Origin of the sequence: Rhodanobacter glycinis, from assembly GCF_006438785.1 — a bacterium.
GTDB classification, from domain to species: Bacteria; Pseudomonadota; Gammaproteobacteria; order Xanthomonadales; family Rhodanobacteraceae; genus Rhodanobacter; species Rhodanobacter glycinis_A.
Genome location: NZ_RCZB01000001.1, coordinates 1,314,837 through 1,334,564 on the forward strand (window position 1 = coordinate 1,314,837; position 19,728 = coordinate 1,334,564).

Consider the following 19,728-nt stretch of genomic DNA (forward strand, 5'->3'; position numbering starts at 1 on the left):
ATCAGCCGGCGAGGCGCGCGTGCAGGTCGTGTTCGCTGGCACCCTCGACCACGACGTCGACGAACTGACCGGGCTTCAGTCTCTGGCCATCGGCGATCAACACCGTGCCGTCGATCTCCGGCGCGTCGGCTGCGGAGCGCGCGACTGCACCGTCGCTACCGGCCTCGTCGACCAGCACCTTGATGGTGCGACCGATCTTGTGCTGCAGCTTGGCGGCCGAGATTTCCGCCTGCACCGCCATGAACTGTTCGAGGCGATCTTCCTTCAATTCTTCCGGTACCGGATCGGGTAGTTCGTTCGCCCTGGCGCCATCGACAGCCGAATACGCAAACGCGCCGACACGATCGAGTTTTGCCTCGCGCAGGAAATCGAGCAGTTCCGCGAACTCGGCGTCGGTCTCGCCGGGGAAACCCACGATGAAGGTGCTGCGGATGGTCAGGTCCGGCACGACCTTGCGCCAGTTGTTGATGCGCTCCAGCGTCCGGTCGATGTTGCCGGGCCGCTTCATCAGTTTCAGGATACGGGGACTGGCGTGCTGGAACGGGATGTCCAGGTACGGCAGGATTTTCCCTTCCGCCATCAGCGGCATCACCTCGTCCACGTGCGGGTACGGGTAGACGTAATGCAGCCGCGTCCACACGCCCAGTTCGGACAGGCCCTCGCACAGTTCGGTCATGCGCGTGCGGTATGACTTGCCGCGCCATTCGCGCTCGGCGTACTTCAGGTCGACACCGTAGGCACTGGTGTCCTGCGAGATCACCAGCAACTCCTTGACGCCACCCTTGACCAGCCGCTCGGCTTCCAGCAATACCTCGTCGACTGGCCGCGAGACCAGGTTGCCGCGCATCGACGGGATGATGCAGAAGCTGCAGCGGTGATTGCAGCCTTCGGAAATCTTCAGATACGCGTAATGCTTCGGGGTCAGCTTGACGCCGGTGTCCGGCACGATATCGAGGAAACGATTGCGTTGCGGCGGCAGCGCAGTGTGCACCGCATTCATCACGCTGACGTAGTCCTGCGGTCCGCTGATCGACAGCACGTCCGGATACGCCTCGCGAATCAGCCCTTCGCGCTTGCCCAGGCAGCCGGTGACGATCACCTTGCCGTTCTCGTTCAGTGCCGTGCCGATCGAATCCAGCGACTCCTGTACGGCCGCGTCGATGAAGCCGCAGGTGTTCACCACCACGGCATCCGCCTCGCCGTAGCTGGGCACGATTTCGTAACCCTCAACCTTCAACTGGGTCAGGATGCGCTCGGAATCGACCAGCGCCTTGGGGCAGCCGAGGCTGACGAAACCGATCTTGTGTGCGGCCTGGGACATGGGCTTGGGTTACCGTGAAAACGTTTGGGGAAACAGGCGATTATACGTCAGCATCGGCGAAGTGGCCGGACCGCTAAGCTCTGCCTCTTCAACCACGTGGAAACCACCATGGGCCAACAGATCAACCTACCCACCACGCGCACCCAGTGCATCGGCGCCTATCTGGCCCAGCCACAGGGCAAACCGAAAGGCGGCATCGTGGTGATCCAGGAAATCTTCGGCGTCAACGCACACATGCGCAGCGTCGTCGATCGCTTCGCCGAACATGGCTACACCGCGATCGCGCCGGCTTTCTTCGATCACCTGGAAACCGGCGTGGAGTTGGGCTACGACGAGGCCGGCTCTGCCAAGGGCAAGCAACTGGTCAACGAACTGGGCCTGGAACGTGCGCTGGAAGATGTCGCCAGCGCCGCCGAAGCCATTTCGTCATCCGGCAGGATCGGCACGGTCGGCTACTGCTGGGGCGGTACCGTGGCGCTGCTCGCCGCACTGCGGCTGGGCCTGCCTTCAGTGAGCTATTACGGTGCGCGCAACCTGCCGTTCCTGCATGAGCAGCCGAAGGCGCCGGTGATGTTCCACTTTGGCGAGAAGGACTCCAGCATCCCGCCAGAGGCGGTCGCGAAACATCGCGAACTGCTGCCGCAGATGGAGACCTTCACCTATCCGGCCGGCCACGCGTTCAACCGCGATGGCAGCAAGCCCTACCACGAGGCGAGCGCGCAACTGGCGCTACAGCGCACGCTGGCCTTCTTCGACCAGCATCTGATCAGTGCATGAGCGGCACCGGTTTCGTGCTCGACCCACGACTGACCGAAGATACCTGCCCGGTCACATCGTTGCCCCTGTGCGACGTGCTGCTGATGAACGATGCGCGCTACCCATGGCTGATTCTGGTGCCGCGCCAGGCCGATCTGGTCGAGATTGCCGACTTGGGCGATGGAGACCAGATCGCGTTGTGGTCGGAGGTCAACCGCGCGGCAGCGGCACTTCGTCTGGTTGCTCCCTGCGAGAAGCTCAACATCGGTGCTCTAGGCATCATCGTTCGGCAGTTGCATATCCATGTGGTCGCGCGCAATCAAGGCGACGCAGCCTGGCCAGGACCGGTATGGGGGTACGGGGACGCCGAGCCATATAGCCCGATGGCACGAGAAGCGCTGATCGACGGTTTGCGCAAGGCGTTCGCCCCGTAACAGCCAGGATCCATGCTCCGGAAACGGAAACGCCCGCGAGCGAGACGCGGGCGTTTCCGTTTGTGGCCTTGGCTGGAATCAGTATTGCTGCTGTTGCTGTTGTTGCTGCTGCTCCATAGGGCTGCTGCCGGCAGCGTCCTTGCCCTTCATCTGGTCAGGCATGGCGGCCGGTGCGTGATAGTCCTCGAGCTGACGTGCCTTCATCGCTACCGGGTTGATCTTCTTCAACGTACCGTCATCGTCGTAATACACGATGAAACCGTAGTCGAGCTGCATGCGCGCCATGTATTCGAGATGCTGCTTGCGAATCTTCGAGTCGTCGCTGCGTTCGAGCAGCACGGTCTTCGGCAGCTGGCCCTGGTCCTTCAGGTAGGCAAAATGGCTGCCGGTATCCAGCGCAGAAAGCACTGCACCGTCGATCAGGAACTGGCCGCCCTTGTAGGCCTTGATCGTGGCGTCAAACTGCCCCTTCATCGAGGCCGCGCTGACTTCATCCTTGGTACTGCCGCGATGGCAGCCGGCGAGTACGAGCAGGCTGCCCAGCATGAGCGCGGCCGTGGCGCGCGTCAGCAATGTGGAAATTCGGATCATGCGGGTCTCCTTGCAATCGTTCGGGTGGTATCGGGTGGAGTGTAACGCCGTGTCGCGGCAACGGCGGGGCCGTGGGCGCACGCCGTTCAGCTCGGGTGCTCAGGTGCGCGGCAGAGTCACGCCCTGCTGGCCCTGGTACTTGCCGCCGCGGTCCTTGTAGCTGGTCTCGCACTCCTCGTCGGACTCCAGAAACAACATCTGCGCCACGCCTTCGTTGGCGTAGATTTTTGCGGGCAGCGGTGTGGTGTTGGAGAACTCCAGCGTCACATGGCCTTCCCACTCCGGCTCCAGCGGCGTCACGTTGACGATGATGCCGCAGCGCGCGTACGTGCTCTTGCCGAGGCAGATAGTCAGCACCTTGCGCGGGATACGGAAGAATTCGACGGTACGGGCCAGCGCAAATGAATTCGGCGGAATGATGCATACGTCCGCCTCCACATCGACGAAGCTGGATGGATCGAATGCCTTCGGATCGACAATGGTCGAGTTGATGTTGGTGAAGATCTTGAACTCGCGCGCGCAACGCACGTCGTAGCCGTAGCTGGAGGTGCCGTAGGACACCAGCTTCTGGCCGTCGCGCAACTTGACCTGGCCGGGTTCGAACGGCTCGATCATGCCGTGCTGCTCGGCCATGCGACGGATCCACTTGTCGGGTTTGATGCTCACGCGATCTCCAGTCTCGAATCGGCTGCGGCCAGGACGGCGTCCGGCCAAAGATGCGCAAAATACCACGGCCCGAGCCTCAGAGGCCGGACAGCTCCGCGGCGAGTGCCGCCAGCACTGCGCGCAATTCAGCGCAGCGTGCTTCGTCCCGCAATATCGCGGCCACTTCGCAACCGGCGCCCGGCAACGGCACGGTGGCGCAGGCCTCGTCCAGCAACTGTGCCGACATGGTAAGAAGGATCTCGCGCAGCGCGTCCTGCGCGTGGTGCGAACCGCGGCCGGAAGCATTCAGCAAGGCTACCGGCTTGCCCGGAAACTCCAGGCTGCCGACCAGCCAGTCGAGCAGGTTCTTGAATGCACCGGGCACGCCGTGGGCGTATTCGGGGCAGGCGATCAGCAAGGCGTCGCTGGCGCCGACGGCAGTCCGCAACGCCTGCGCAGGAGCGGGCAATGGCTCGATCTCGTCATCGGGATTGAACAGCGGCAACGTCGCGAGCCCCTCGTACAAGATGAGATCGAGCCCGGCCGGAGCCAGCTGCCGCGCTGCCTGCAGCACCGCCGTATTCGTCGAGATCCGGCGCAGGCTGCCCGACAGGCACAGCACCCGTCGCATCATCATGCCGCCGGCGCGCCCTGCACCACGATCTTGCCCAGCCCCAGCGACTTGTTGCGCGGCTGCCGCGACAGCCGACCGGCGGCGTTGCGGGCGATTTCGCGATAGCGCGCGGCGAGGTCGGAATCCGGCATCGCCGCCACCGTGGGATTGCCGCTGTCGGCCTGCTCGCGGATGCGGATATCCAGTGGCAGCGAACCCAGGTACGGCACGCCGTACTGCGAGGACATCCTCTCGCCGCCGCCCTCGCCGAAGATGTGTTCCTCATGGCCGCAGTTCGAGCAAATATGGGTGGCCATATTCTCCACCACGCCGAGCACCGGCACCTCGACCTTCTCGAACATCTTCAGCGCTTTGCGCGCATCCAGCAGGGCGATGTCCTGCGGCGTGGTGACGATCACCGCGCCGGCCACCGGCACCTTCTGCGACAGCGTGAGCTGGATGTCGCCGGTACCCGGCGGCAGGTCGACGATCAGGTAGTCGAGCTGCTCCCAGCGGGTGTCTGTGAGCAGTTGCATCATCGCCTGGGTCACCATCGGGCCGCGCCAGATCATCGGCGTGTCCTCTTCCACCAGGAAGCCGATCGACATCACCGGCATGCCGTGCGCCTGCATCGGCGTGATGCTCTTGCCGTCGGGCGAGGCCGGCTTGCCGTGCACGCCCAGCATGGTCGGCTGGCTGGGCCCGTAGATGTCCGCATCCATCACGCCGACCTTCGCACCTTCGGCCTGCAACGCCAGCGCCAGGTTCGCCGACACCGTGGACTTGCCCACCCCGCCCTTGCCGGATGCCACCACGATGATGTTCTTCACGTTCGGCAACGGACCCAGCGTGCCCTGCACCTTGTGCACGTGGATGCGGCTGGTGATCGACACGGCGGCCGAGTCGATCGCGGGATCGGCTTCCAGCGCCTGGCGCACGCGTGCAGTGAGATCGTCGATCGCACCGGCCGCCGGATAGCCCAGTTGCAGATCCACCGACACCTTCGCGCCGTCCACGCCGATCGCGCGCACGGCCTCGACCAGCGGCGCGCCGGTATGGGTGTCGATGAGGTCGCCTAGGATCTGGCGAACCAGGGCTTCATTCGCCTGTGTCATGTCGGCTCGGGTATGTGCGGGAAGCGCCCATTATGCCAGCCCGCCGGGCGCGATCCGCTGACTTGGATCAGGGCGCGGATCGCGCCGCGCCACGGCCTGCGATCGTTTGCGCAATGCAGCTTGACGCCCCCGCGGAACCTCGCCAGTCTCGCATCCATACGCTTTCGTACGGGAGGAACACCATGAAGCATGCTTTTCGCCTCACCCTTGCCGCCAGCCTGTTGCTGGCCGCCGGCACTGCCATTGCTGCCAATGACACGCCGGCCGGCACATGGAAAACCATCGACGACAGCACTCACCAGCCGAAGTCGATCGTGCAGATCACCGAGAACAACGGCGAGTTCCAGGCCAGGATCGTGAAGCTGCTGAACCGCTCGCCCGAAGACGTGGCCAAGGACGGCGAACACCCGAACTGCACCAAATGCGATGGTGAGCGCAAGGACAAGCCCATCGAGGGCATGACCATCATGTGGGGCGTCAGCAAGGACGACGACGTGTGGGACGGTGGCAAGATCCTCGATCCCAAGAGCGGCAAGATCTACAAAGTGAAACTCAAATTGACGGACGGTGGCCAGAAGCTCGACGTACACGGCTACATCGGCTTCGCCCTGCTCGGCCGCAGCCAGACCTGGGAACGTCAGGAATAATCGCTGACTCCATCAGTGCGACCCGGAGCGCGCCGATGGCGCGCTCCGTTTTTGTACGCGCGCGGCAGCCCGCACCAGGCATGGATTTGGACGGCCATGCCATAATGCGCAGTCATCCTGATTGATTGCCTGCCATGAGTCGTCGCCTGCTCGTCACCAACGCCCTGCCCTATGCCAACGGCCCGCTGCACATGGGCCATCTGCTGGGCTACATCCAGGCCGATATCTGGGTGCGCGCGCAGCGAATGGCCGGCAGCAAGGTGGTCTATGTCTGCGCTGATGATGCGCACGGCACGCCGATCATGCTGGCCGCGGAAAAAGCCGGCATGACGCCGGAGGCTTTCATCGCCGGTATCCGCGAGGGCCACGAGGCGGACTTCGCCGCGTTCGGCGTGGCGTTCGATCACTACCACACCACTCATTCGGAAGAGAATCGCGAGCTGTCGACATTGATCTACACACGCCTGCGTGATGCCGGCTACATCGCCAGGCGCAGCATCCAGCAGCTGTTCGATCCCGAAAAAGAAATGTTCCTGCCGGACCGCTACATCAAGGGCATCTGCCCGAACTGCGGCACACCGGATCAGTACGGCGACAACTGCGAGCATTGCGGCGCCACCTATGCGCCGACCGACCTGATCAACCCGGTCTCGGTGATGTCCGGCGCCACGCCGGTGCTGCGCGATTCCGAGCACTACTTCTTCGAACTGGGCAAGTTCGAGGCACTGCTGCGCGACTGGTTCGCCGGCAAGTTCACGCATGGCATGCCGGTGGCGAACAGCGGCGTGGTGGCCAAGTTGAAGGAATGGCTGGACGGCGGCCTGAAGGACTGGGATATCTCGCGCGATGCGCCCTACTTCGGCTTCCCGATCCCCGACGCGCCAGGCAAGTTCCTCTACGTGTGGCTGGACGCACCGGTCGGTTACCTGGCCAGCTTCAAGGCGCTGTGCGACAAAACCCGTCTGAAGTTCGACGATTTCCTCGCCGCCGACAGCAGCGCCGAGATGCACCATTTCATCGGCAAGGACATCATCAACTTCCACGGCCTGTTCTGGCCGGCGATGCTGCACGGCGCCGGCTTCCGCACGCCCACCGCGCTGCACGTCAACGGCTACCTGACCGTGAACGGCGCCAAGATGTCCAAGTCGCGCGGCACCTTCATCCAGGCGCGCACCTACCTCGATGCCGGCATCCATCCGGAGTTCCTGCGCTACTACTTCGCCACCATGCTCAGCGAAGCGCCGGTCGACGTGGATCTCGACCTCAAGGCGTTCGAGGAACGCGTCAACTCGCATCTGGTCGGCAAGTGGGTGAACATCGCCAGCCGCACCGCCGGCTTCGTGCACAAGTTTTTCGGCGGCCGCCTGGCACCGCAGTTCGGCACCCAGGAAGCTGCGTTGTGGAACACCCTGCTTGAACACTACGACGGCATCGCTGCGCTGTACGACAGCGGTGACTTCGCCGAGGTCACCCGCCGCTTCGTGTTGATGGCGGACATCGTCAACGGCCACATCGCGGCCAAGGCACCATGGGCGATGGCCAGGGACGAGAGCCTGCGCGATGAACTGCATCAAGTGTGCTCGTTCGCGTTGACCGCATTCCGTCTGCTGGCCGGCATGCTCAAGCCGATGCTGCCGGCCACCGTGGCCGCGGCCGAACAGTTCCTGGCCGCGCCGATAGCCGACTTCGACGACGCCCGCGCCGCGCTGCGCAACCACGCCATCCACGCCTTCGAGCCGTTGCTCGGTCGCATCGATCCCAAGCGCATCGAGGCAATGGTCGAGGCTTCGAAGGATTCGCTTGGCGGCCCCGCCGAGCCCGTTGCCGCACCGATTAAGCACAAGAAAGCAAAGGAACCGGTCAAGCCCATGAGCGAGAACGTCCCCGCCAGCCACGAAACCGCCACAGTGCCAGCGACGATCGCGATCGACGACTTCGCCCGGCTCGATCTGCGCATCGGCAAGGTCAATGCCTGCGAGTTCGTCGAGGGCTCGGACAAGCTGCTGCGTTTCGAACTGGACGCCGGCCCGCTGGGCACGCGGCAAATCTTCTCCGGCATTCGCGCCGCCTATGCCGAGCCGGAAAAACTGGTCGGCCGCAACGTGGTGTTCATCGCCAACCTCGCCCCGCGCAAGATGCGCTTCGGCCTCTCCGAAGGCATGATCCTGTCGGCCGGCGACGGCGGCAGCGACCTGTTCCTGCTCGACGCCGACCAGGGTGCGAAGCCGGGCGCCACCGTTCGCTGATATCGCCATGACCCTGGCCGACCGTATCGACGCGCTATTGCCGCAGACGCAGTGCGAGCAGTGCGGTTATCACGGCTGCCGACCGTATGCCGAAGCGATCGCGCGTGGTGAAGCAAAGATCAATCAATGCCCGCCGGGCGGCGTGATCGGCATCGAGAAGCTCGCCGCACTGTTGCAGCAACCGGTGCTGCGACTGAATCCCGAGAACGGCACCGAAAAGCCGCGCACGCTGGCGCGCATCGTCGAGGCCGATTGCATCGGCTGCACCAAATGCATCCAGGCCTGTCCGGTCGATGCGATCGTTGGCGCGGCGAAGTTGATGCATACGGTGATCGCCGACGACTGCACCGGCTGCGAGCTGTGCGTGCCGGCCTGCCCGGTCGACTGCATCGTGCTGCTGCCGATGCCGGAAGCGCAGATCGACATCGCTCATGCCGATGCAGCGCGTGTGCATTTCCAGCGCCGCGAAGCACGGCTGGAACGCCTGCGTGCCGAACGCGAGACGGAACTGGCAGCACGCAAGGCGGCAGTCGATGCCGCTGCCGGTCCGGTCAACCCCGTGCTGGCCGCACTGGCCCGTGCCAAGGCCAGGCAGCAGGAGCCCAAGCCTTGAAGCGCGCCGATGTCATCGAGCTGTTCTCGCGCCTGCGCGAACTCAATCCGCATCCGACCACCGAGCTCGTCTACACCACGCCGTTCGAACTGCTGGTCGCGGTGGTGTTGTCGGCGCAAGCCACCGATGTCGGCGTGAACAAGGCAACAAAGAAACTCTATCCCGTGGCGAACACGCCGCAGGCGATCCTCAAGGTTGGCGAGGAAGGCCTGAAGCGTTACATCAGCACGATCGGCCTGTACAACGCGAAGGCGAAGAACGTGATCGCGCTGTGCCGGCTGCTGATCGAGCAGCACGACGGCGAAGTGCCGCACAGTCGTGAGGCGCTGGAAGCGCTGCCTGGTGTCGGCCGCAAGACTGCCAACGTGGTGCTCAACACCGCCTTTGGTGAGCCGACCATTGCGGTCGATACGCATATCTTCCGCGTCGCCAATCGCACCGGGCTGGCACCCGGCAAGGACGTGCGCGCGGTCGAGGACAAACTGGAGAAGGTGATCCCCGCCGAGTTCAAGCAGGACGCGCACCACTGGCTGATCCTGCACGGCCGCTATGTATGCAAGGCACGCAAACCGGATTGCCCGCACTGTGCGATCCGCGACCTGTGCCGTTACAAGGACAAGACCGTCGCCAATTGACTGGCCCCGTGATCAGGCCGGCAGTTGCGCCCGTTCCAGCGCCGCGATGTGACGCTCCAGTCTCGGCCCGAGGTAACAATGCGAACCGCATGGCAGCAACCCGACCTTGCCGAACTCGCGCAGATACCAAACCGGAGCGCGCGACAGGAAACCATGATGGTCGCCGGCCACATCGTCGCGACTGGTGAACACCTCCAGAAACGCGACGCCCTCCAGCATCTCGCCGATGCCCTGCAGGCCCGCGCGGATCTCGGCCGGCTTCAGGTAATGCAGCACGTCGGTGCACACGATCAGGTCGAAGCGCGTGTCGAAACGCAGCTGTTCCAGCTGGCCGAAACGCGCCAGGCCGATATTGCGGCTGCGGCCGTAGCGCGCCACCGCATACTCGCTGGCGTCCAGCCCGCGATAGGCGATGTCCGGGCGCAACGCGCGCAGCGACGCGCGCCATGGCGCCTCACCGCAACCGACATCGAGCACATTGCGAATCGGCCGGCCGAGGTAGTACTCGGCCTGCGCCACCACCATCGCCACCTTGCGCCTGAGCTCGGCCGGCGAGGCAATCGAGTGCTGCGGATCGCGATACCACTTGTCGAAATAGTCGCGGTCGTAGGTCTTGGGCATCGGTGTCGAAGTTCGTCTGGGTGGCCAGGTCGCATGATAGCGGGTCAATCACCCTTGCCATGATGCCGCCTTGCCGTGACGGCATCACCTTCTGCATGCGTTGCACTTGCCAGCATGGCCTCCCGCACATCGCATTGAGGAGCACCCCATGCCCATGGTCCGTTTTCGCCTGATCGGCAACCGCGCCGACGCCGATGCTGTCATCGCCACCGTGCACGGTATCGACGGCATCGAGCACGTCGAGGAAATCGACGACCTGATCCCCGGCATGCGCGACGACTCCAGTTCCAGCGAGTCGGTAAGCGACAGCGAAGGCCAGGTCTATTCCATTGAAGTGGACACCCCCAATGACCAGCTTGCCGACACCGTGCGCGGGAGTGCCGAGGTGATCGCGAATGATCGCGACGCCGGTATCGAATTTGTCGACGAGTTCTGACCGGCTCGACAAGAACATGCGGAAAATCGGGTCGTGTCATCCGACATGGCCCTCCCTGCGTTGAATCGAAGGACCGGGCATCAGCCTGTCGCCCCGAACCAGCGTGGACATGCCACATGCCGTCAGATGCCATCCGTCGTTCAGGGATCACCCGGGTATTGCGCTGGTTGTCGGCTGCGCTGGTCAGTCTCGCGCCGCTGGCGGTATCGGCGCAAAGCAACAGGCCGTTGAGCCATGACGATGTTGCGTGGCTGCAGCGCGTCGGTTTCGGCATCGACTCGGCCAGCGTGGCGCGTTATCAGCAGCTCGGCCGCGCCCGCTACCTGGACGAAGAGCTCGCTGCGCGCGACAGCACCTTGCCGCCGGCGATCGATGCGCTGATCAACAGCTACGACGTGGTCCGCACGCCGCCGGCACAGCTGTTGATGGCTTACCGGGACCACCGGCAGCAATTCAAGAACGCCGCCGAAGGTACCGACAAGGAGGCCACCAGGAAAACCCTGCAGGAGTACCGGAAGAAGCTGTATCAGCAGGACGCACAGGTCGAACTGCTGCACGCCATCTACGGCCGCGATCAGCTGAAGGAACAGATGGTGTGGTTCTGGCTCAACCACTTCAGCGTGTACGCGGCCAAGGGACGGGTGCGACTGGTCGCCACCGATTACGCCGAGCACGCGATCCGCCCGCATGCGCTGGGCAAGTTCCGCGAGCTGCTGATGGCCACGCTGAAAAGCCCGGCGATGCTGGAGTTTCTCGACAACGCACAGAACATCAAGGGCAAGACCAACGAGAACTACGCACGCGAGCTGATGGAGCTGCATACGCTGGGCGTGGGCGCCGGTTATACCCAGCAGGACGTGCAGCAGCTGGCGCTGATCCTCACCGGTGCCGGCATCGCGCCGCTGCGCGAGGGGCGACCGGGCCGCTTCGGCGAACGCGGGCGAGCCGGCTTCGTGCGCGATGGCCTGTTCGTGTTCAACCCGAACCGGCATGACTTCAGCGACAAGACCTTGCTTGGCCACACGATCAAAGGCAGCGGCTACGACGAGATCGAACAGGCAGTGACGCTGATCACCCGTCAGCCCGCCTGCGCGCGGTTCGTCTCGCGCCAGCTCGCTGAGTATTTCGTCGCCGACCAGCCACCGCCGGCACTGGTGGCGGCGATGACACAGACATTCCAGCGCACTGATGGCGACATCGCCGCGGTGCTGCGCACGATGTTCGACTCGCCCGCGCTGGCGGCCAGTCACGGCAAGAAATTCAAGGACCCGACCCAGTTCCTGGTTTCGGCCATCCGGCTCACCTATGACGGCAAGCCGATCGGCAACGCCGCACCGCTGGTCAACTGGCTCAACCAGATGGGTGAACCGGTATTCGGCCGGATCACGCCGGATGGCTGGCCACTCGACGGTGCCAGCTGGTCGGGCTCCGGCCAGATGGCCAAGCGTTTCGATGTGGCGCGTGCGATCGGCAGCGGCAGGAATCGCCTGTTCATGAGTGACGATGATGCTACCGGACCACGTCCCGGCGCACCCACGTTGAACACACCGTTGTATCGCGCTGCGATCGAGCCCCATCTGTCCGACGCCACCCGCACGGCGCTGGGCAAGGCGCAGTCGCCGGCGGAATGGAACACGTTCCTGCTGTCCTCGCCCGATTTCAATTACCGCTGACGCGCCAACCGTAATCACCTCATCGAGGCATGCCATGAACCGCCGTGAATTCCTGCTCGCCGCTGCCAGTGCCGCTGCGGTGTTACCGGCCCTGTCGTTCTCCGGGAAACTGTTCGCCACACCGGCCAACGCGCCACGTTTTCTGCTGGTGTTCCTGCGTGGTGGCTATGACTGCAACAACCTGCTGGTGCCGCACGGCAGCGACTTCTACTACGCATCGCGACCCACGCTGGCGATTGCCCGACCCGATCCGGGCAATCCCGATAGCGCGATCGCGCTGGATGCGAACTGGGGACTCAACCCGGTGTTGCGCGATTCGATCTACCCGCTGTGGCAACGCAAGCAGATCGCCTTCGTGCCGTTTGCCGGCACCGACGATCTTTCGCGCAGCCATTTCGAAACCCAGGACAACATCGAATCCGGCGAACCCACCGCAAATCGCGGCGGCTTCCGTTCCGGCTTTCTCGCCCGGCTGGCTGGAGCTTTGCCAGGCACGCCGCCGATCGCGTTCACCAAATCGCTGCCGCTGAGTTTTCAGGGCGCGACCACGGACATTCCCAACATCTCGCTGAAAGGCGACACCAAATCGCATTTCGACGCGCGCCAGTCGGCGATCCTCAGCCAGATGTATCAGGGCACCTCATTGGCCGCCGCCACCGCGGATGGCCTGGCCCTGCCGAACACCGTCTCGCAGGATCTGCGCGACGAGATGGTTCACGCCAGTCGCGGCGCGCCCAGCGCAAAAGGCTTTGCCAGCGAAACGCAGCGCATCGCCACGCTGATGCGCGACCGCTACCGGCTCGGCTTCATCGACATCGGCGGCTGGGATACCCACGTGAACCAGGGCAGCGTCACCGGCGGTCTCGCCAACAACCTGCGCAATCTCGGCGGCGGGCTGGCCGCCTATGCCGATGCGTTGGGTGACGAGTGGAACAACACCGTGGTCGTGGTGATTTCCGAATTCGGGCGCACCTTCCGCGAGAACGGCGACAAGGGTACCGATCACGGCCACGGCACCGTGCACTGGGTGCTTGGCGGCAAGGTCAACGGCGGCCGCATCGCCGGCGAACAGATCGTGGTCAACCAGCAGAACCTGCTGCAGGACCGCGACTATCCCGCGCTCAACAATTACCGCGACGTGCTCGGTGGTGTGCTCGGTCGCGTGTGGGGCCTGTCGGGCAGCCAGTTGCAGTCCGTCTTTCCGGCGTCAAAACCGAAGGATCTGCAACTGGTGTGACGGCGCTCAGCTCCCGCGCACCAGCAACTGCTTCGCGATCTGCCCGTGCAGCCGGCCCATGCCGCGCACCAGATGCAGGGTGGCGAACAGCAACGCGACGCCGAGGATGCACAGGGTGACGGAACCGCTCCAGCTGTTCAGCCACTCGACACCGGCACAGATCCCGGCGGGTGCCCCGGTGCACGTATCGGTCTGCCAGTGGAACTGATCCGATACCCACCTCAGGATGGGTGCCGCAACGAAGCTGAGCGACACGCTGAGCAAGGTCACCGTGACCGTGAAATAGACGATGCCCAGCGGCAGCATCAGCAGCATGTAGAACAGCGTGCCCCAGGTACGGCCATCAGTGAACATCGCACCGATCCGCTTCATCAACGGCAGCCCCTGCTGCGACGGATACGGCGGCCGGCGCGGCATGCGCACGCCGAGCATGGTTTCCACGATGCGCCCTTCCAGCAGCGACAACCCGCGCACGCTGCCCAGGAACAGCACCATGAACGGGATGCCGATGATCAGCACGGCCAGGCCGGCCGACAGTGACAGACCAGTCACCGCCCAGGTGAAATAGAAGATCCCGGTAGCCAGTGCGAGCACCATGTAGAACAGCGCGCCATAAGTATGCGGATCGGTCGCCACGCCGAAGAATCGGCCTGCCAGCGAGCGACGTGGCGGCGCCGGCGGCGGGCGGATCGCGCGCTGGATCTTTATCTCCTGATCGCGATAGATCTCCGCCACTTCGTCCGGCGCGCCGTAGCTGCCGACGACATGTTCCAGCATCGTCGCTTCATCGCGGTCGGGCTGTTCGGCCAGTTCGGCGCGCAGATGCTCCTCGGCGTCGTACAACGCGTCCTGGACCAGGGCAGGATCGGCGCCACGCAAGGCACTGCGCAACTGGTCAAGATAATCATTGATGGTGCGTGGTGCGTTCATTACACTCCTCCTTGCAAGACGTTATCGACGGAATCGCGGGTAGCCGTCCAGGCAGCGACCCACTCGCGCAGCACCTCGCGCCCCGGCTTGGTGATGCGGTAATAGCGACGTGGCGGACCGCTGACGGAAGGCTCGACCTCGCTGACGAGCAGGCCGGCGCCTTCCAGATTGCGCAGCACCGGATACAACGCGCTCTGCTTGCCGGCCAGCACGCCCTCGCCCACTTCCTCCAGCCGCTTGGCGATCTGGTAGCCGTACATCGGCTGGCGCGACTGGGCCAGCACGGCCAGCAGCACCAGCGACACGGTGCCGCTGGAAAGCTCCTTCTGGAACTTCTTCAGCTGACTGCTGCTGTCATCCACGGCGCTCACCTGCAATGCCACTTGGCGTTGAGTGAATCATAGTGTGAACTTGACACTAGTGTATGGGCCTGAAGTCATGCCTGCGCGCGCAGGTGACTGGTGGGCATGAAACCAATGTATGTACGCGTTGTACAAACATTGGTTTCGAGCGGGTGTACAGACATTGGTTTCATCCGGCTCGGCTAGTAATGAGCTTTAGCATCGCTGGGATTGCTATGCAGGCATCTGGTGGGCTTTTGCCTTCGGCGGTCAGTAGGCCTTGAGGGCGTCGGCAGGAGTGACCGTAGTCGACCCATGACAGCCGGTCGCGAACGGCTGCTTTCAGGCAGGCCCGTCTTCAAGGTTTGACAGAGCGGCGGCGCCCAAACGGTGAAGTTGACTGGATGACGGCCAGCCGATGGAGTGGTTCGATCGTCATGTCATCGCAGAGTCTTTGCGAGCTCCGCCTCGACAGCTTGAACCGGTAGAGACCCATAGAAATTCGAGCAGTCGAGGCCCTGCGCACGGAGAAGTGAGATGTACATAGCAAACATCGCCGTGTTGTTCGCCTTCTCGCCAAGCTCCCAGGTCACATGTTCACCTTCATTCGTGAGACCGCCGCCTACTAGAAGGCGCAATAGCTCGCTACTGTTAGGGACCTCCCAGGCGACAACCGGGTGCAGTTGCATCGGTGCCCGTTTCAAAGGAGGTGGATAGCAAACCACACGATCGACGGACCAGAAGCGCTCGATAAGCGGGAGATTGCCTGCGCAAGAGACGCCCACCCAGTTTTGCGACTGTTCAAGCTGATGCGCCGCAATGACAGCTTGCCCGAACGTGAGCTTTCCCCACATAAACCTGCCGTGCACGATGCCGCCGCGAATAGGAAGCGACTTCGCCAAGCTAGCAGTCAAGAGTTCTCGCGAGAAGCTCAGAAGTCTGGCGAGTCCGCCCTCTGTTGAAGTCTCTCCAATGAATAGGGTGTCGGAGATTAGTTGGAAGCGGGCAATCTCGTGGCGATCGGCCAACATCTCCACGAGATCAGACCAGCGTTGAACACGCTGTTCCAACGCGGCCTCGTTCGAGTTTCTAACGATGCGACCGAAGCCGAGAACGTCGGCGGCCAAGAAGTAACCAGTTTCAGTCATAGAGCGAAGATCTACCGCTGGAATTGAACCGCGCGCACATGGTGCACGTCGGACTCGATGGACTTACTAGATGCCCGCTGTTGCGACCCATACATCGTGTTCCTCTCTTATAAGTTCGTGGTCGTGCCGAATCATTCCGCGAAGGTATGACAGGCGCATGTGTCCTTCAACGATTTGAAACGGCTCCAGGATCTTCTCTCCATCTAATGCCCGTGGATGACGTACGTCTGTGCCGGCCCGCAGTACTAGAATTGGTACAGGTGATGTTCCATATCCAAGCATGAAATTAGCCAGCCAAGTGTCCCTGCGCATCTTATCGACGAACAATTGATCACCCCAGTAATCCATCGTTCTTAGATCGTTTTCAAAGTGGGCTATCTGCATGATTTCGTCGTTTGATAAGGTTTCCTTCTCGTATAACCATTCAAGAGCCCCTTGAGGCATCCAATCATCGCGAAATTGCGACCAGTGACGATATACCCAGTTCTCGATGAGGCAGCGGGGAAACGCTTCTAGCTCGGTGGGCCAACGTAGAACATATTCAATGAACGGTTCAACATGAAAATCCCCGTAGCCAAGAACTGCTGGAGCCTCCATAGGGCATCACCTGAGTTAAGCCGACACGCGAACCGCGTTCGGCTTGAATGAATTGATAGCCCTCACATTACAGTCCGCAAGCTGCGATCTATGATGTCCCAGGACTTAATAAAATCAGCAAGATGACTAGCATTGATTACGAATATAGATTTTTCTCGGGCGGTTGCTAGATCCGAGAAACTCCAATCAAGATCCTGTGGGGGGATGGCATAGTCTGCGGACAATTGCTTACGGAAGCGAATCCAAGGTACCTCGCGATGCTGCAGATCGAGCGCTTCGCCTGTCTCTAGTGAGATCTTTGATGAATCAACGGAAGTTACCGAAAGCCTAGCTGTGGTTACGATTGCTGCCAAATAGGTACGGAAGCCGTATTTCCTCGCCAGCATGTGAGGGTGCTCTTCGATGGCGATGGCTTCGGTAGCGCTTGTGATATCGGCAGCGACTCGTTCCAGCAAAGGGCGGCTTTTTGTGTCTTGCCCTGCGACAACACAATACATAGAGCTGGGGGATGCGGGCTTTGCTAGAAGGTCGAAGTATCCGTGGTACGCCTTACCATGATCTGGGGTGTTATTTACCCAAGCTCTAGTCTGCAGTGTCTCGTTTGTCTTCCCAGTCTCTTCAAGAAAAAGCCAGTCCGAGTCGAGGACCCGTTTGCACTCAACTACGAGCACCGAGGATTTGTACGCGTTCTCCAAGACTAGATCGGCGAAACCTGACTCGCCATTTGGTGCCTTCCATCCGTGCTCGCGATACAGCACTGACCATCGGATTTCCTGTGCCCGCTCTCCAATCATGCGATCGATGGCGAGTTGCAGTGGGAATCCGGATTGATTGACGATATTGGAAAGAGCGGTTGCTTCGCGCATGGGCAGTGGGAGTTAACGCCTGAGTTAAGCGGCGCGCGGCTTTTCGCGCGTCCGCTTGGACGATGAGTTAGACGCCTTGCGGGAGAGCCTGGTAAGCGCGTACGAAATGGCTGATGGCAGGAGGCCGAACGCGACAACGATGCCAACTGTAACCCAGAAGAAAGTACCGATGGCGTGGAGCGTATTGGCCCAAGCATCGTGCGGCGCACCTGCGATACGTGGACCGTACTCGGAGTAGAACGCGAAGCTACCAAGCGCGCAGAGCACACCAAAGAACGCGCCAACTACCGTGGTGCCGACCAGTGTTTGACGTAGTTGCGTTGGGATGCGCATTCCTGTCCTTGGCGCCTAACTATTGAATATACGGACCCGTTGGTCCGGTTATACATCCTGTGCTTGACTCCGCGAACGGTAGCACAACCCCATGATGTAGAAGGAACGTCGCGGAGCAGCGTCCGGCTAACCATAAGCGGTATAGCCGGACAAAGCTGAGGCTGGAAGGAGGCTTCCTCGCGGCGCCGCAAGCACCAAATAAGCAACCTTCCAACGACTGCTATTCGGCAACTTTGTGGAAGCCGCAACCGACAGCTCCTGGCCGGATGGTGCCCCTTGCCCGGTGACCATCGAATGACCGGTAGGTAGGGTCCCCCGATGGTCGCCATGCGACCCGAAGCAGCCGGTCACGAAGACACGATGAGGCTCATTGTGGGACGATCCTCATCGGGGTCTGCGATGGATGTATAACCCGACGCAGGGTCGGCAACGTCAAGTGGTGCAATGGGTTGGCACCTGCGGGTATCGCTTGATGCGAGATGTATAACCCGACCCAGGTCGGTCTATTAGGTAGTTAGGCATCTGGAGGAAGTTATGAGACGCGTGTTGCTTCTATTGGCTTTGCTCGCGATAACAGGTCCTGCCCCAGCTCAGACCTACGAGATCAAGACTGGCTTCGTCACCGGCCAAGCCTATCTACAGATGACCCAACCTCAGCGCTCTGCCTATGCCATGGGCGTTGTAGATGGCATGTTCCTGTCGCCGTTCTTTGGAGCACCAAAGGTGAAGGTCACTTGGCTGGAGACGTGCGTCACGGGCATGCCAGATTCGCAACTGGTCGCAGTACTCGACCAGTATGTGCGCGCCAATCCCGTAAGGTGGCATGAGTCAATGCACACGCTGGCATTTTCTGCACTCAAGCAGGCATGTCCGGCTGTGCAGCCAGACACCTAACAATTCATTCAAGCCGAACCCGCTTCGCGGGTCGGCTTAATTCAGGCGTTAGCCCCAATGGAAGGCATCAGCCACATCACCTTCATCGTCAAAGACCTTGAGCGTATGGCCACCTTTCTGTGCCAAGGGCTTGGTGCACGAGAGATCTATGACAGTGCTGGCCAAAATCACTCGCTGTCCCGAGAGAAGTTTTTTCTCCTTGGCGGTGTGTGGATCGCGGCCATGGAGGGCGAGCCGCTGGCCCAACGCTCCTATCAACACATTGCCTTTTCAGTGGGTGAGGCCGATCGGGTTCTACCCCGTTTTCGCGGACTGTTGAGTCAAGGCCTTGAGGGCCCGACCCCGAACCTCGATTCCGCGTTGTACGCGGGGCTTGGGGGACGTTCGATGTAATCAAAGACACCCGACCGTGCCTCGGCCAGAGTCGGGTAGTGGTGGCGAATGTGGTCGCGCGTGATCCTGCCGAAGGTGCCCTCGACCTCACAGCAATACCTGCCGCGTGTTGGCCAGGAAATGGTGGATTTCCCGCTCGGTTCCCGGGTCGATCATGTAGACCGGCCGCTTGCCGTTGGGGCATGCGAGGCGCGGGGTGGTTCCGAACAGTCGGCAGATGAGCGGGCGTTGGCCGTAGACCTCGCAACCGTGCTGGCCGAGGTAGACGCAGTCCAGGCGGTCCAGCGCAGCGGTGTGTTCGCTTTCGGTTTTGACCGGCAGCCTTGCCACCTCCTCCGCGGATGCGGTCACCGGGCCGCAGCAGTCGTGGCAGCCGACGACGCAGGTGAAGGAAGGAATGCGCTGACGCAGCTTTTCGATTTTTCGATCGTTGGGGGTCACGGCGCGTCACCTTATCCTTCTGCGGACTGTTTCCAGACCCGATTCTCCCGGTTTTCGAGACGACGCGCTGCGGTCGCGGCCAACTCCAGCCGCGCATGGGCTCGCCTTGCCGTTCATGCACAAGCCCGCCACGCACATGCCAGCCCCATGGCCGCGAATATCCACGCATGCCTCCAGTTGGGTGCCATGCCCGGGCCTGTCC

At 62.2% G+C, this 19,728-nt stretch carries 24 protein-coding genes; 11 read left to right on the forward strand and 13 right to left on the reverse strand.

Features of this window, described 5'->3' with window-relative positions; genetic code table 11:
* Position 1: 1 nt before the first annotated feature.
* The gene (gene rimO, locus EAH75_RS06360; protein WP_140650535.1) at positions 2-1,321 is read right to left on the reverse strand and encodes a 30S ribosomal protein S12 methylthiotransferase RimO; all 1,320 of its coding nucleotides are present in this window, start codon (positions 1,319-1,321) and stop codon (positions 2-4) included.
* Between the two features lie 108 nt (positions 1,322-1,429).
* Here rimO and EAH75_RS06365 point away from each other — a divergent pair, with 108 nt between their 5' ends.
* Together EAH75_RS06365 and EAH75_RS06370 are read left to right on the forward strand one after the other, a co-directional pair.
* Positions 1,430-2,098 (forward strand): dienelactone hydrolase family protein, encoded by a 669-nt coding sequence (locus EAH75_RS06365; protein WP_140804800.1) that lies wholly within the window; start codon positions 1,430-1,432, stop codon positions 2,096-2,098.
* Complete coding sequence (locus tag EAH75_RS06370; protein ID WP_140804802.1) at positions 2,095-2,511, forward strand: HIT domain-containing protein; 417 nt, start codon at positions 2,095-2,097, stop codon at positions 2,509-2,511. The genes EAH75_RS06365 and EAH75_RS06370 overlap by 4 nt, the downstream gene beginning before the upstream one ends.
* A 78-nt stretch (positions 2,512-2,589) precedes the next feature.
* On the opposite strand, the gene EAH75_RS06375 is transcribed toward EAH75_RS06370, so the two are convergent.
* The 4 genes from EAH75_RS06375 to apbC all read right to left on the reverse strand — a co-directional run bounded on the left by EAH75_RS06375 (position 2,590) and on the right by apbC (position 5,475).
* Complete coding sequence (locus EAH75_RS06375; protein WP_140650526.1) at positions 2,590-3,102, reverse strand: hypothetical protein; 513 nt, start codon at positions 3,100-3,102, stop codon at positions 2,590-2,592.
* Positions 3,103-3,201: 99 nt separating this feature from the next.
* Complete coding sequence (gene dcd, locus EAH75_RS06380; protein WP_140650523.1) at positions 3,202-3,768, reverse strand: dCTP deaminase; 567 nt, start codon at positions 3,766-3,768, stop codon at positions 3,202-3,204.
* Positions 3,769-3,844: 76 nt separating this feature from the next.
* Positions 3,845-4,384, reverse strand: a complete 540-nt coding sequence (locus tag EAH75_RS06385; protein ID WP_240046178.1) for an NADPH-dependent FMN reductase — start codon at positions 4,382-4,384, stop codon at positions 3,845-3,847.
* Complete coding sequence (gene apbC, locus EAH75_RS06390) at positions 4,381-5,475, reverse strand: iron-sulfur cluster carrier protein ApbC (protein ID WP_140804804.1); 1,095 nt, start codon at positions 5,473-5,475, stop codon at positions 4,381-4,383. The genes EAH75_RS06385 and apbC overlap by 4 nt, the downstream gene beginning before the upstream one ends.
* Before the next feature lie 182 nt (positions 5,476-5,657).
* Here apbC and EAH75_RS06395 point away from each other — a divergent pair, with 182 nt between their 5' ends.
* The 4 genes from EAH75_RS06395 (at position 5,658) to nth (ending at position 9,616) form a co-directional block, all read left to right on the forward strand.
* On the forward strand, positions 5,658-6,122 hold the full coding sequence (locus EAH75_RS06395) for a DUF2147 domain-containing protein (protein WP_140650518.1): 465 nt from the start codon (positions 5,658-5,660) through the stop codon (positions 6,120-6,122).
* Between the two features lie 134 nt (positions 6,123-6,256).
* A complete protein-coding gene (gene metG / locus EAH75_RS06400; protein WP_140804806.1) occupies positions 6,257-8,368 on the forward strand; it encodes a methionine--tRNA ligase in 2,112 nt (703 codons plus the stop codon).
* A gap of 7 nt (positions 8,369-8,375) precedes the next feature.
* Positions 8,376-8,981 carry an RnfABCDGE type electron transport complex subunit B gene (locus tag EAH75_RS06405; protein WP_140650511.1) on the forward strand — a complete coding sequence of 202 codons (606 nt, stop codon included), beginning with the start codon at positions 8,376-8,378 and terminating at the stop codon, positions 8,979-8,981.
* Positions 8,978-9,616: an endonuclease III gene (gene nth, locus EAH75_RS06410; RefSeq protein WP_140650506.1), complete on the forward strand. Its 639-nt coding sequence runs from the start codon at positions 8,978-8,980 to the stop codon at positions 9,614-9,616. Before EAH75_RS06405 ends, nth begins: the two co-directional genes overlap by 4 nt.
* A 12-nt stretch (positions 9,617-9,628) precedes the next feature.
* Here nth and EAH75_RS06415 read toward each other — a convergent pair whose 3' ends face one another.
* On the reverse strand, positions 9,629-10,237 hold the full coding sequence (locus EAH75_RS06415) for a class I SAM-dependent DNA methyltransferase (RefSeq protein WP_140650503.1): 609 nt from the start codon (positions 10,235-10,237) through the stop codon (positions 9,629-9,631).
* A gap of 148 nt (positions 10,238-10,385) precedes the next feature.
* On the opposite strand from EAH75_RS06415, the gene EAH75_RS06420 reads away from it, so the two are divergent.
* The 3 genes from EAH75_RS06420 to EAH75_RS06430 all read left to right on the forward strand — a co-directional run bounded on the left by EAH75_RS06420 (position 10,386) and on the right by EAH75_RS06430 (position 13,583).
* Positions 10,386-10,673: a hypothetical protein gene (locus EAH75_RS06420; protein WP_140650500.1), complete on the forward strand. Its 288-nt coding sequence runs from the start codon at positions 10,386-10,388 to the stop codon at positions 10,671-10,673.
* 116 nt (positions 10,674-10,789) lie between these two features.
* Positions 10,790-12,346, forward strand: a complete 1,557-nt coding sequence (locus EAH75_RS06425) for a DUF1800 domain-containing protein (protein WP_140804808.1) — start codon at positions 10,790-10,792, stop codon at positions 12,344-12,346.
* A 34-nt stretch (positions 12,347-12,380) separates the two neighbouring features.
* Positions 12,381-13,583, forward strand: a complete 1,203-nt coding sequence (locus EAH75_RS06430) for a DUF1501 domain-containing protein (RefSeq protein ID WP_140804810.1) — start codon at positions 12,381-12,383, stop codon at positions 13,581-13,583.
* 6 nt (positions 13,584-13,589) lie between these two features.
* On the opposite strand, the gene EAH75_RS06435 is transcribed toward EAH75_RS06430, so the two are convergent.
* From EAH75_RS06435 to EAH75_RS06460, 6 genes are all read right to left on the reverse strand, one after another.
* Positions 13,590-14,513 (reverse strand): sensor domain-containing protein, encoded by a 924-nt coding sequence (locus tag EAH75_RS06435; RefSeq protein ID WP_140804812.1) that lies wholly within the window; start codon positions 14,511-14,513, stop codon positions 13,590-13,592.
* Positions 14,513-14,875, reverse strand: coding sequence for a PadR family transcriptional regulator (locus EAH75_RS06440; RefSeq protein WP_140650487.1), 363 nt, complete (start codon positions 14,873-14,875; stop codon positions 14,513-14,515). The genes EAH75_RS06435 and EAH75_RS06440 overlap by 1 nt, the downstream gene beginning before the upstream one ends.
* Before the next feature lie 419 nt (positions 14,876-15,294).
* On the reverse strand, positions 15,295-16,002 hold the full coding sequence (locus EAH75_RS06445; protein ID WP_140804814.1) for a hypothetical protein: 708 nt from the start codon (positions 16,000-16,002) through the stop codon (positions 15,295-15,297).
* A 66-nt stretch (positions 16,003-16,068) separates the two neighbouring features.
* The gene (locus EAH75_RS06450; protein ID WP_140804816.1) at positions 16,069-16,599 is read right to left on the reverse strand and encodes a hypothetical protein; all 531 of its coding nucleotides are present in this window, start codon (positions 16,597-16,599) and stop codon (positions 16,069-16,071) included.
* Positions 16,600-16,661: 62 nt separating this feature from the next.
* Complete coding sequence (locus tag EAH75_RS06455; RefSeq protein ID WP_140804818.1) at positions 16,662-17,465, reverse strand: hypothetical protein; 804 nt, start codon at positions 17,463-17,465, stop codon at positions 16,662-16,664.
* Positions 17,466-17,489: 24 nt separating this feature from the next.
* Complete coding sequence (locus tag EAH75_RS06460) at positions 17,490-17,798, reverse strand: hypothetical protein (protein WP_140804820.1); 309 nt, start codon at positions 17,796-17,798, stop codon at positions 17,490-17,492.
* 534 nt (positions 17,799-18,332) lie between these two features.
* Between EAH75_RS06460 and EAH75_RS06465 the strand changes: the two genes are divergently transcribed.
* Positions 18,333-18,692 (forward strand): hypothetical protein, encoded by a 360-nt coding sequence (locus EAH75_RS06465; protein ID WP_140804822.1) that lies wholly within the window; start codon positions 18,333-18,335, stop codon positions 18,690-18,692.
* Positions 18,693-18,749: 57 nt separating this feature from the next.
* Positions 18,750-19,085: a VOC family protein gene (locus EAH75_RS06470; RefSeq protein WP_140804824.1), complete on the forward strand. Its 336-nt coding sequence runs from the start codon at positions 18,750-18,752 to the stop codon at positions 19,083-19,085.
* Between the two features lie 87 nt (positions 19,086-19,172).
* Here EAH75_RS06470 and EAH75_RS06475 read toward each other — a convergent pair whose 3' ends face one another.
* The gene (locus tag EAH75_RS06475; RefSeq protein WP_140804826.1) at positions 19,173-19,526 is read right to left on the reverse strand and encodes a YkgJ family cysteine cluster protein; all 354 of its coding nucleotides are present in this window, start codon (positions 19,524-19,526) and stop codon (positions 19,173-19,175) included.
* Positions 19,527-19,728: the final 202 nt, after the last annotated feature.

What these genes read in the sequence shown, in the direction of transcription:
- EAH75_RS06420 (WP_140650500.1), top strand. Translation starts at nt 10,386, where the DNA reads ATGCCCATGGTCCGTTTTCGCCTGATCGGCAACCGCGCCGACGCCGAT.
- EAH75_RS06460 (WP_140804820.1), bottom strand. Translation starts at nt 17,798, where the DNA reads ATGCGCATCCCAACGCAACTACGTCAAACACTGGTCGGCACCACGGTA.
- EAH75_RS06405 (WP_140650511.1), top strand. Translation starts at nt 8,376, where the DNA reads ATGACCCTGGCCGACCGTATCGACGCGCTATTGCCGCAGACGCAGTGC.
- apbC (WP_140804804.1), bottom strand. Translation starts at nt 5,475, where the DNA reads ATGACACAGGCGAATGAAGCCCTGGTTCGCCAGATCCTAGGCGACCTC.
- EAH75_RS06455 (WP_140804818.1), bottom strand. Translation starts at nt 17,465, where the DNA reads ATGCGCGAAGCAACCGCTCTTTCCAATATCGTCAATCAATCCGGATTC.
- EAH75_RS06395 (WP_140650518.1), top strand. Translation starts at nt 5,658, where the DNA reads ATGAAGCATGCTTTTCGCCTCACCCTTGCCGCCAGCCTGTTGCTGGCC.
- EAH75_RS06415 (WP_140650503.1), bottom strand. Translation starts at nt 10,237, where the DNA reads ATGCCCAAGACCTACGACCGCGACTATTTCGACAAGTGGTATCGCGAT.
- EAH75_RS06370 (WP_140804802.1), top strand. Translation starts at nt 2,095, where the DNA reads ATGAGCGGCACCGGTTTCGTGCTCGACCCACGACTGACCGAAGATACC.
- EAH75_RS06365 (WP_140804800.1), top strand. Translation starts at nt 1,430, where the DNA reads ATGGGCCAACAGATCAACCTACCCACCACGCGCACCCAGTGCATCGGC.
- EAH75_RS06385 (WP_240046178.1), bottom strand. Translation starts at nt 4,384, where the DNA reads ATGATGATGCGACGGGTGCTGTGCCTGTCGGGCAGCCTGCGCCGGATC.
- EAH75_RS06470 (WP_140804824.1), top strand. Translation starts at nt 18,750, where the DNA reads ATGGAAGGCATCAGCCACATCACCTTCATCGTCAAAGACCTTGAGCGT.
- EAH75_RS06425 (WP_140804808.1), top strand. Translation starts at nt 10,790, where the DNA reads ATGCCGTCAGATGCCATCCGTCGTTCAGGGATCACCCGGGTATTGCGC.
- EAH75_RS06445 (WP_140804814.1), bottom strand. Translation starts at nt 16,002, where the DNA reads ATGACTGAAACTGGTTACTTCTTGGCCGCCGACGTTCTCGGCTTCGGT.
- EAH75_RS06450 (WP_140804816.1), bottom strand. Translation starts at nt 16,599, where the DNA reads ATGGAGGCTCCAGCAGTTCTTGGCTACGGGGATTTTCATGTTGAACCG.
- EAH75_RS06375 (WP_140650526.1), bottom strand. Translation starts at nt 3,102, where the DNA reads ATGATCCGAATTTCCACATTGCTGACGCGCGCCACGGCCGCGCTCATG.
- rimO (WP_140650535.1), bottom strand. Translation starts at nt 1,321, where the DNA reads ATGTCCCAGGCCGCACACAAGATCGGTTTCGTCAGCCTCGGCTGCCCC.
- EAH75_RS06465 (WP_140804822.1), top strand. Translation starts at nt 18,333, where the DNA reads ATGAGACGCGTGTTGCTTCTATTGGCTTTGCTCGCGATAACAGGTCCT.
- EAH75_RS06435 (WP_140804812.1), bottom strand. Translation starts at nt 14,513, where the DNA reads ATGAACGCACCACGCACCATCAATGATTATCTTGACCAGTTGCGCAGT.
- EAH75_RS06430 (WP_140804810.1), top strand. Translation starts at nt 12,381, where the DNA reads ATGAACCGCCGTGAATTCCTGCTCGCCGCTGCCAGTGCCGCTGCGGTG.
- metG (WP_140804806.1), top strand. Translation starts at nt 6,257, where the DNA reads ATGAGTCGTCGCCTGCTCGTCACCAACGCCCTGCCCTATGCCAACGGC.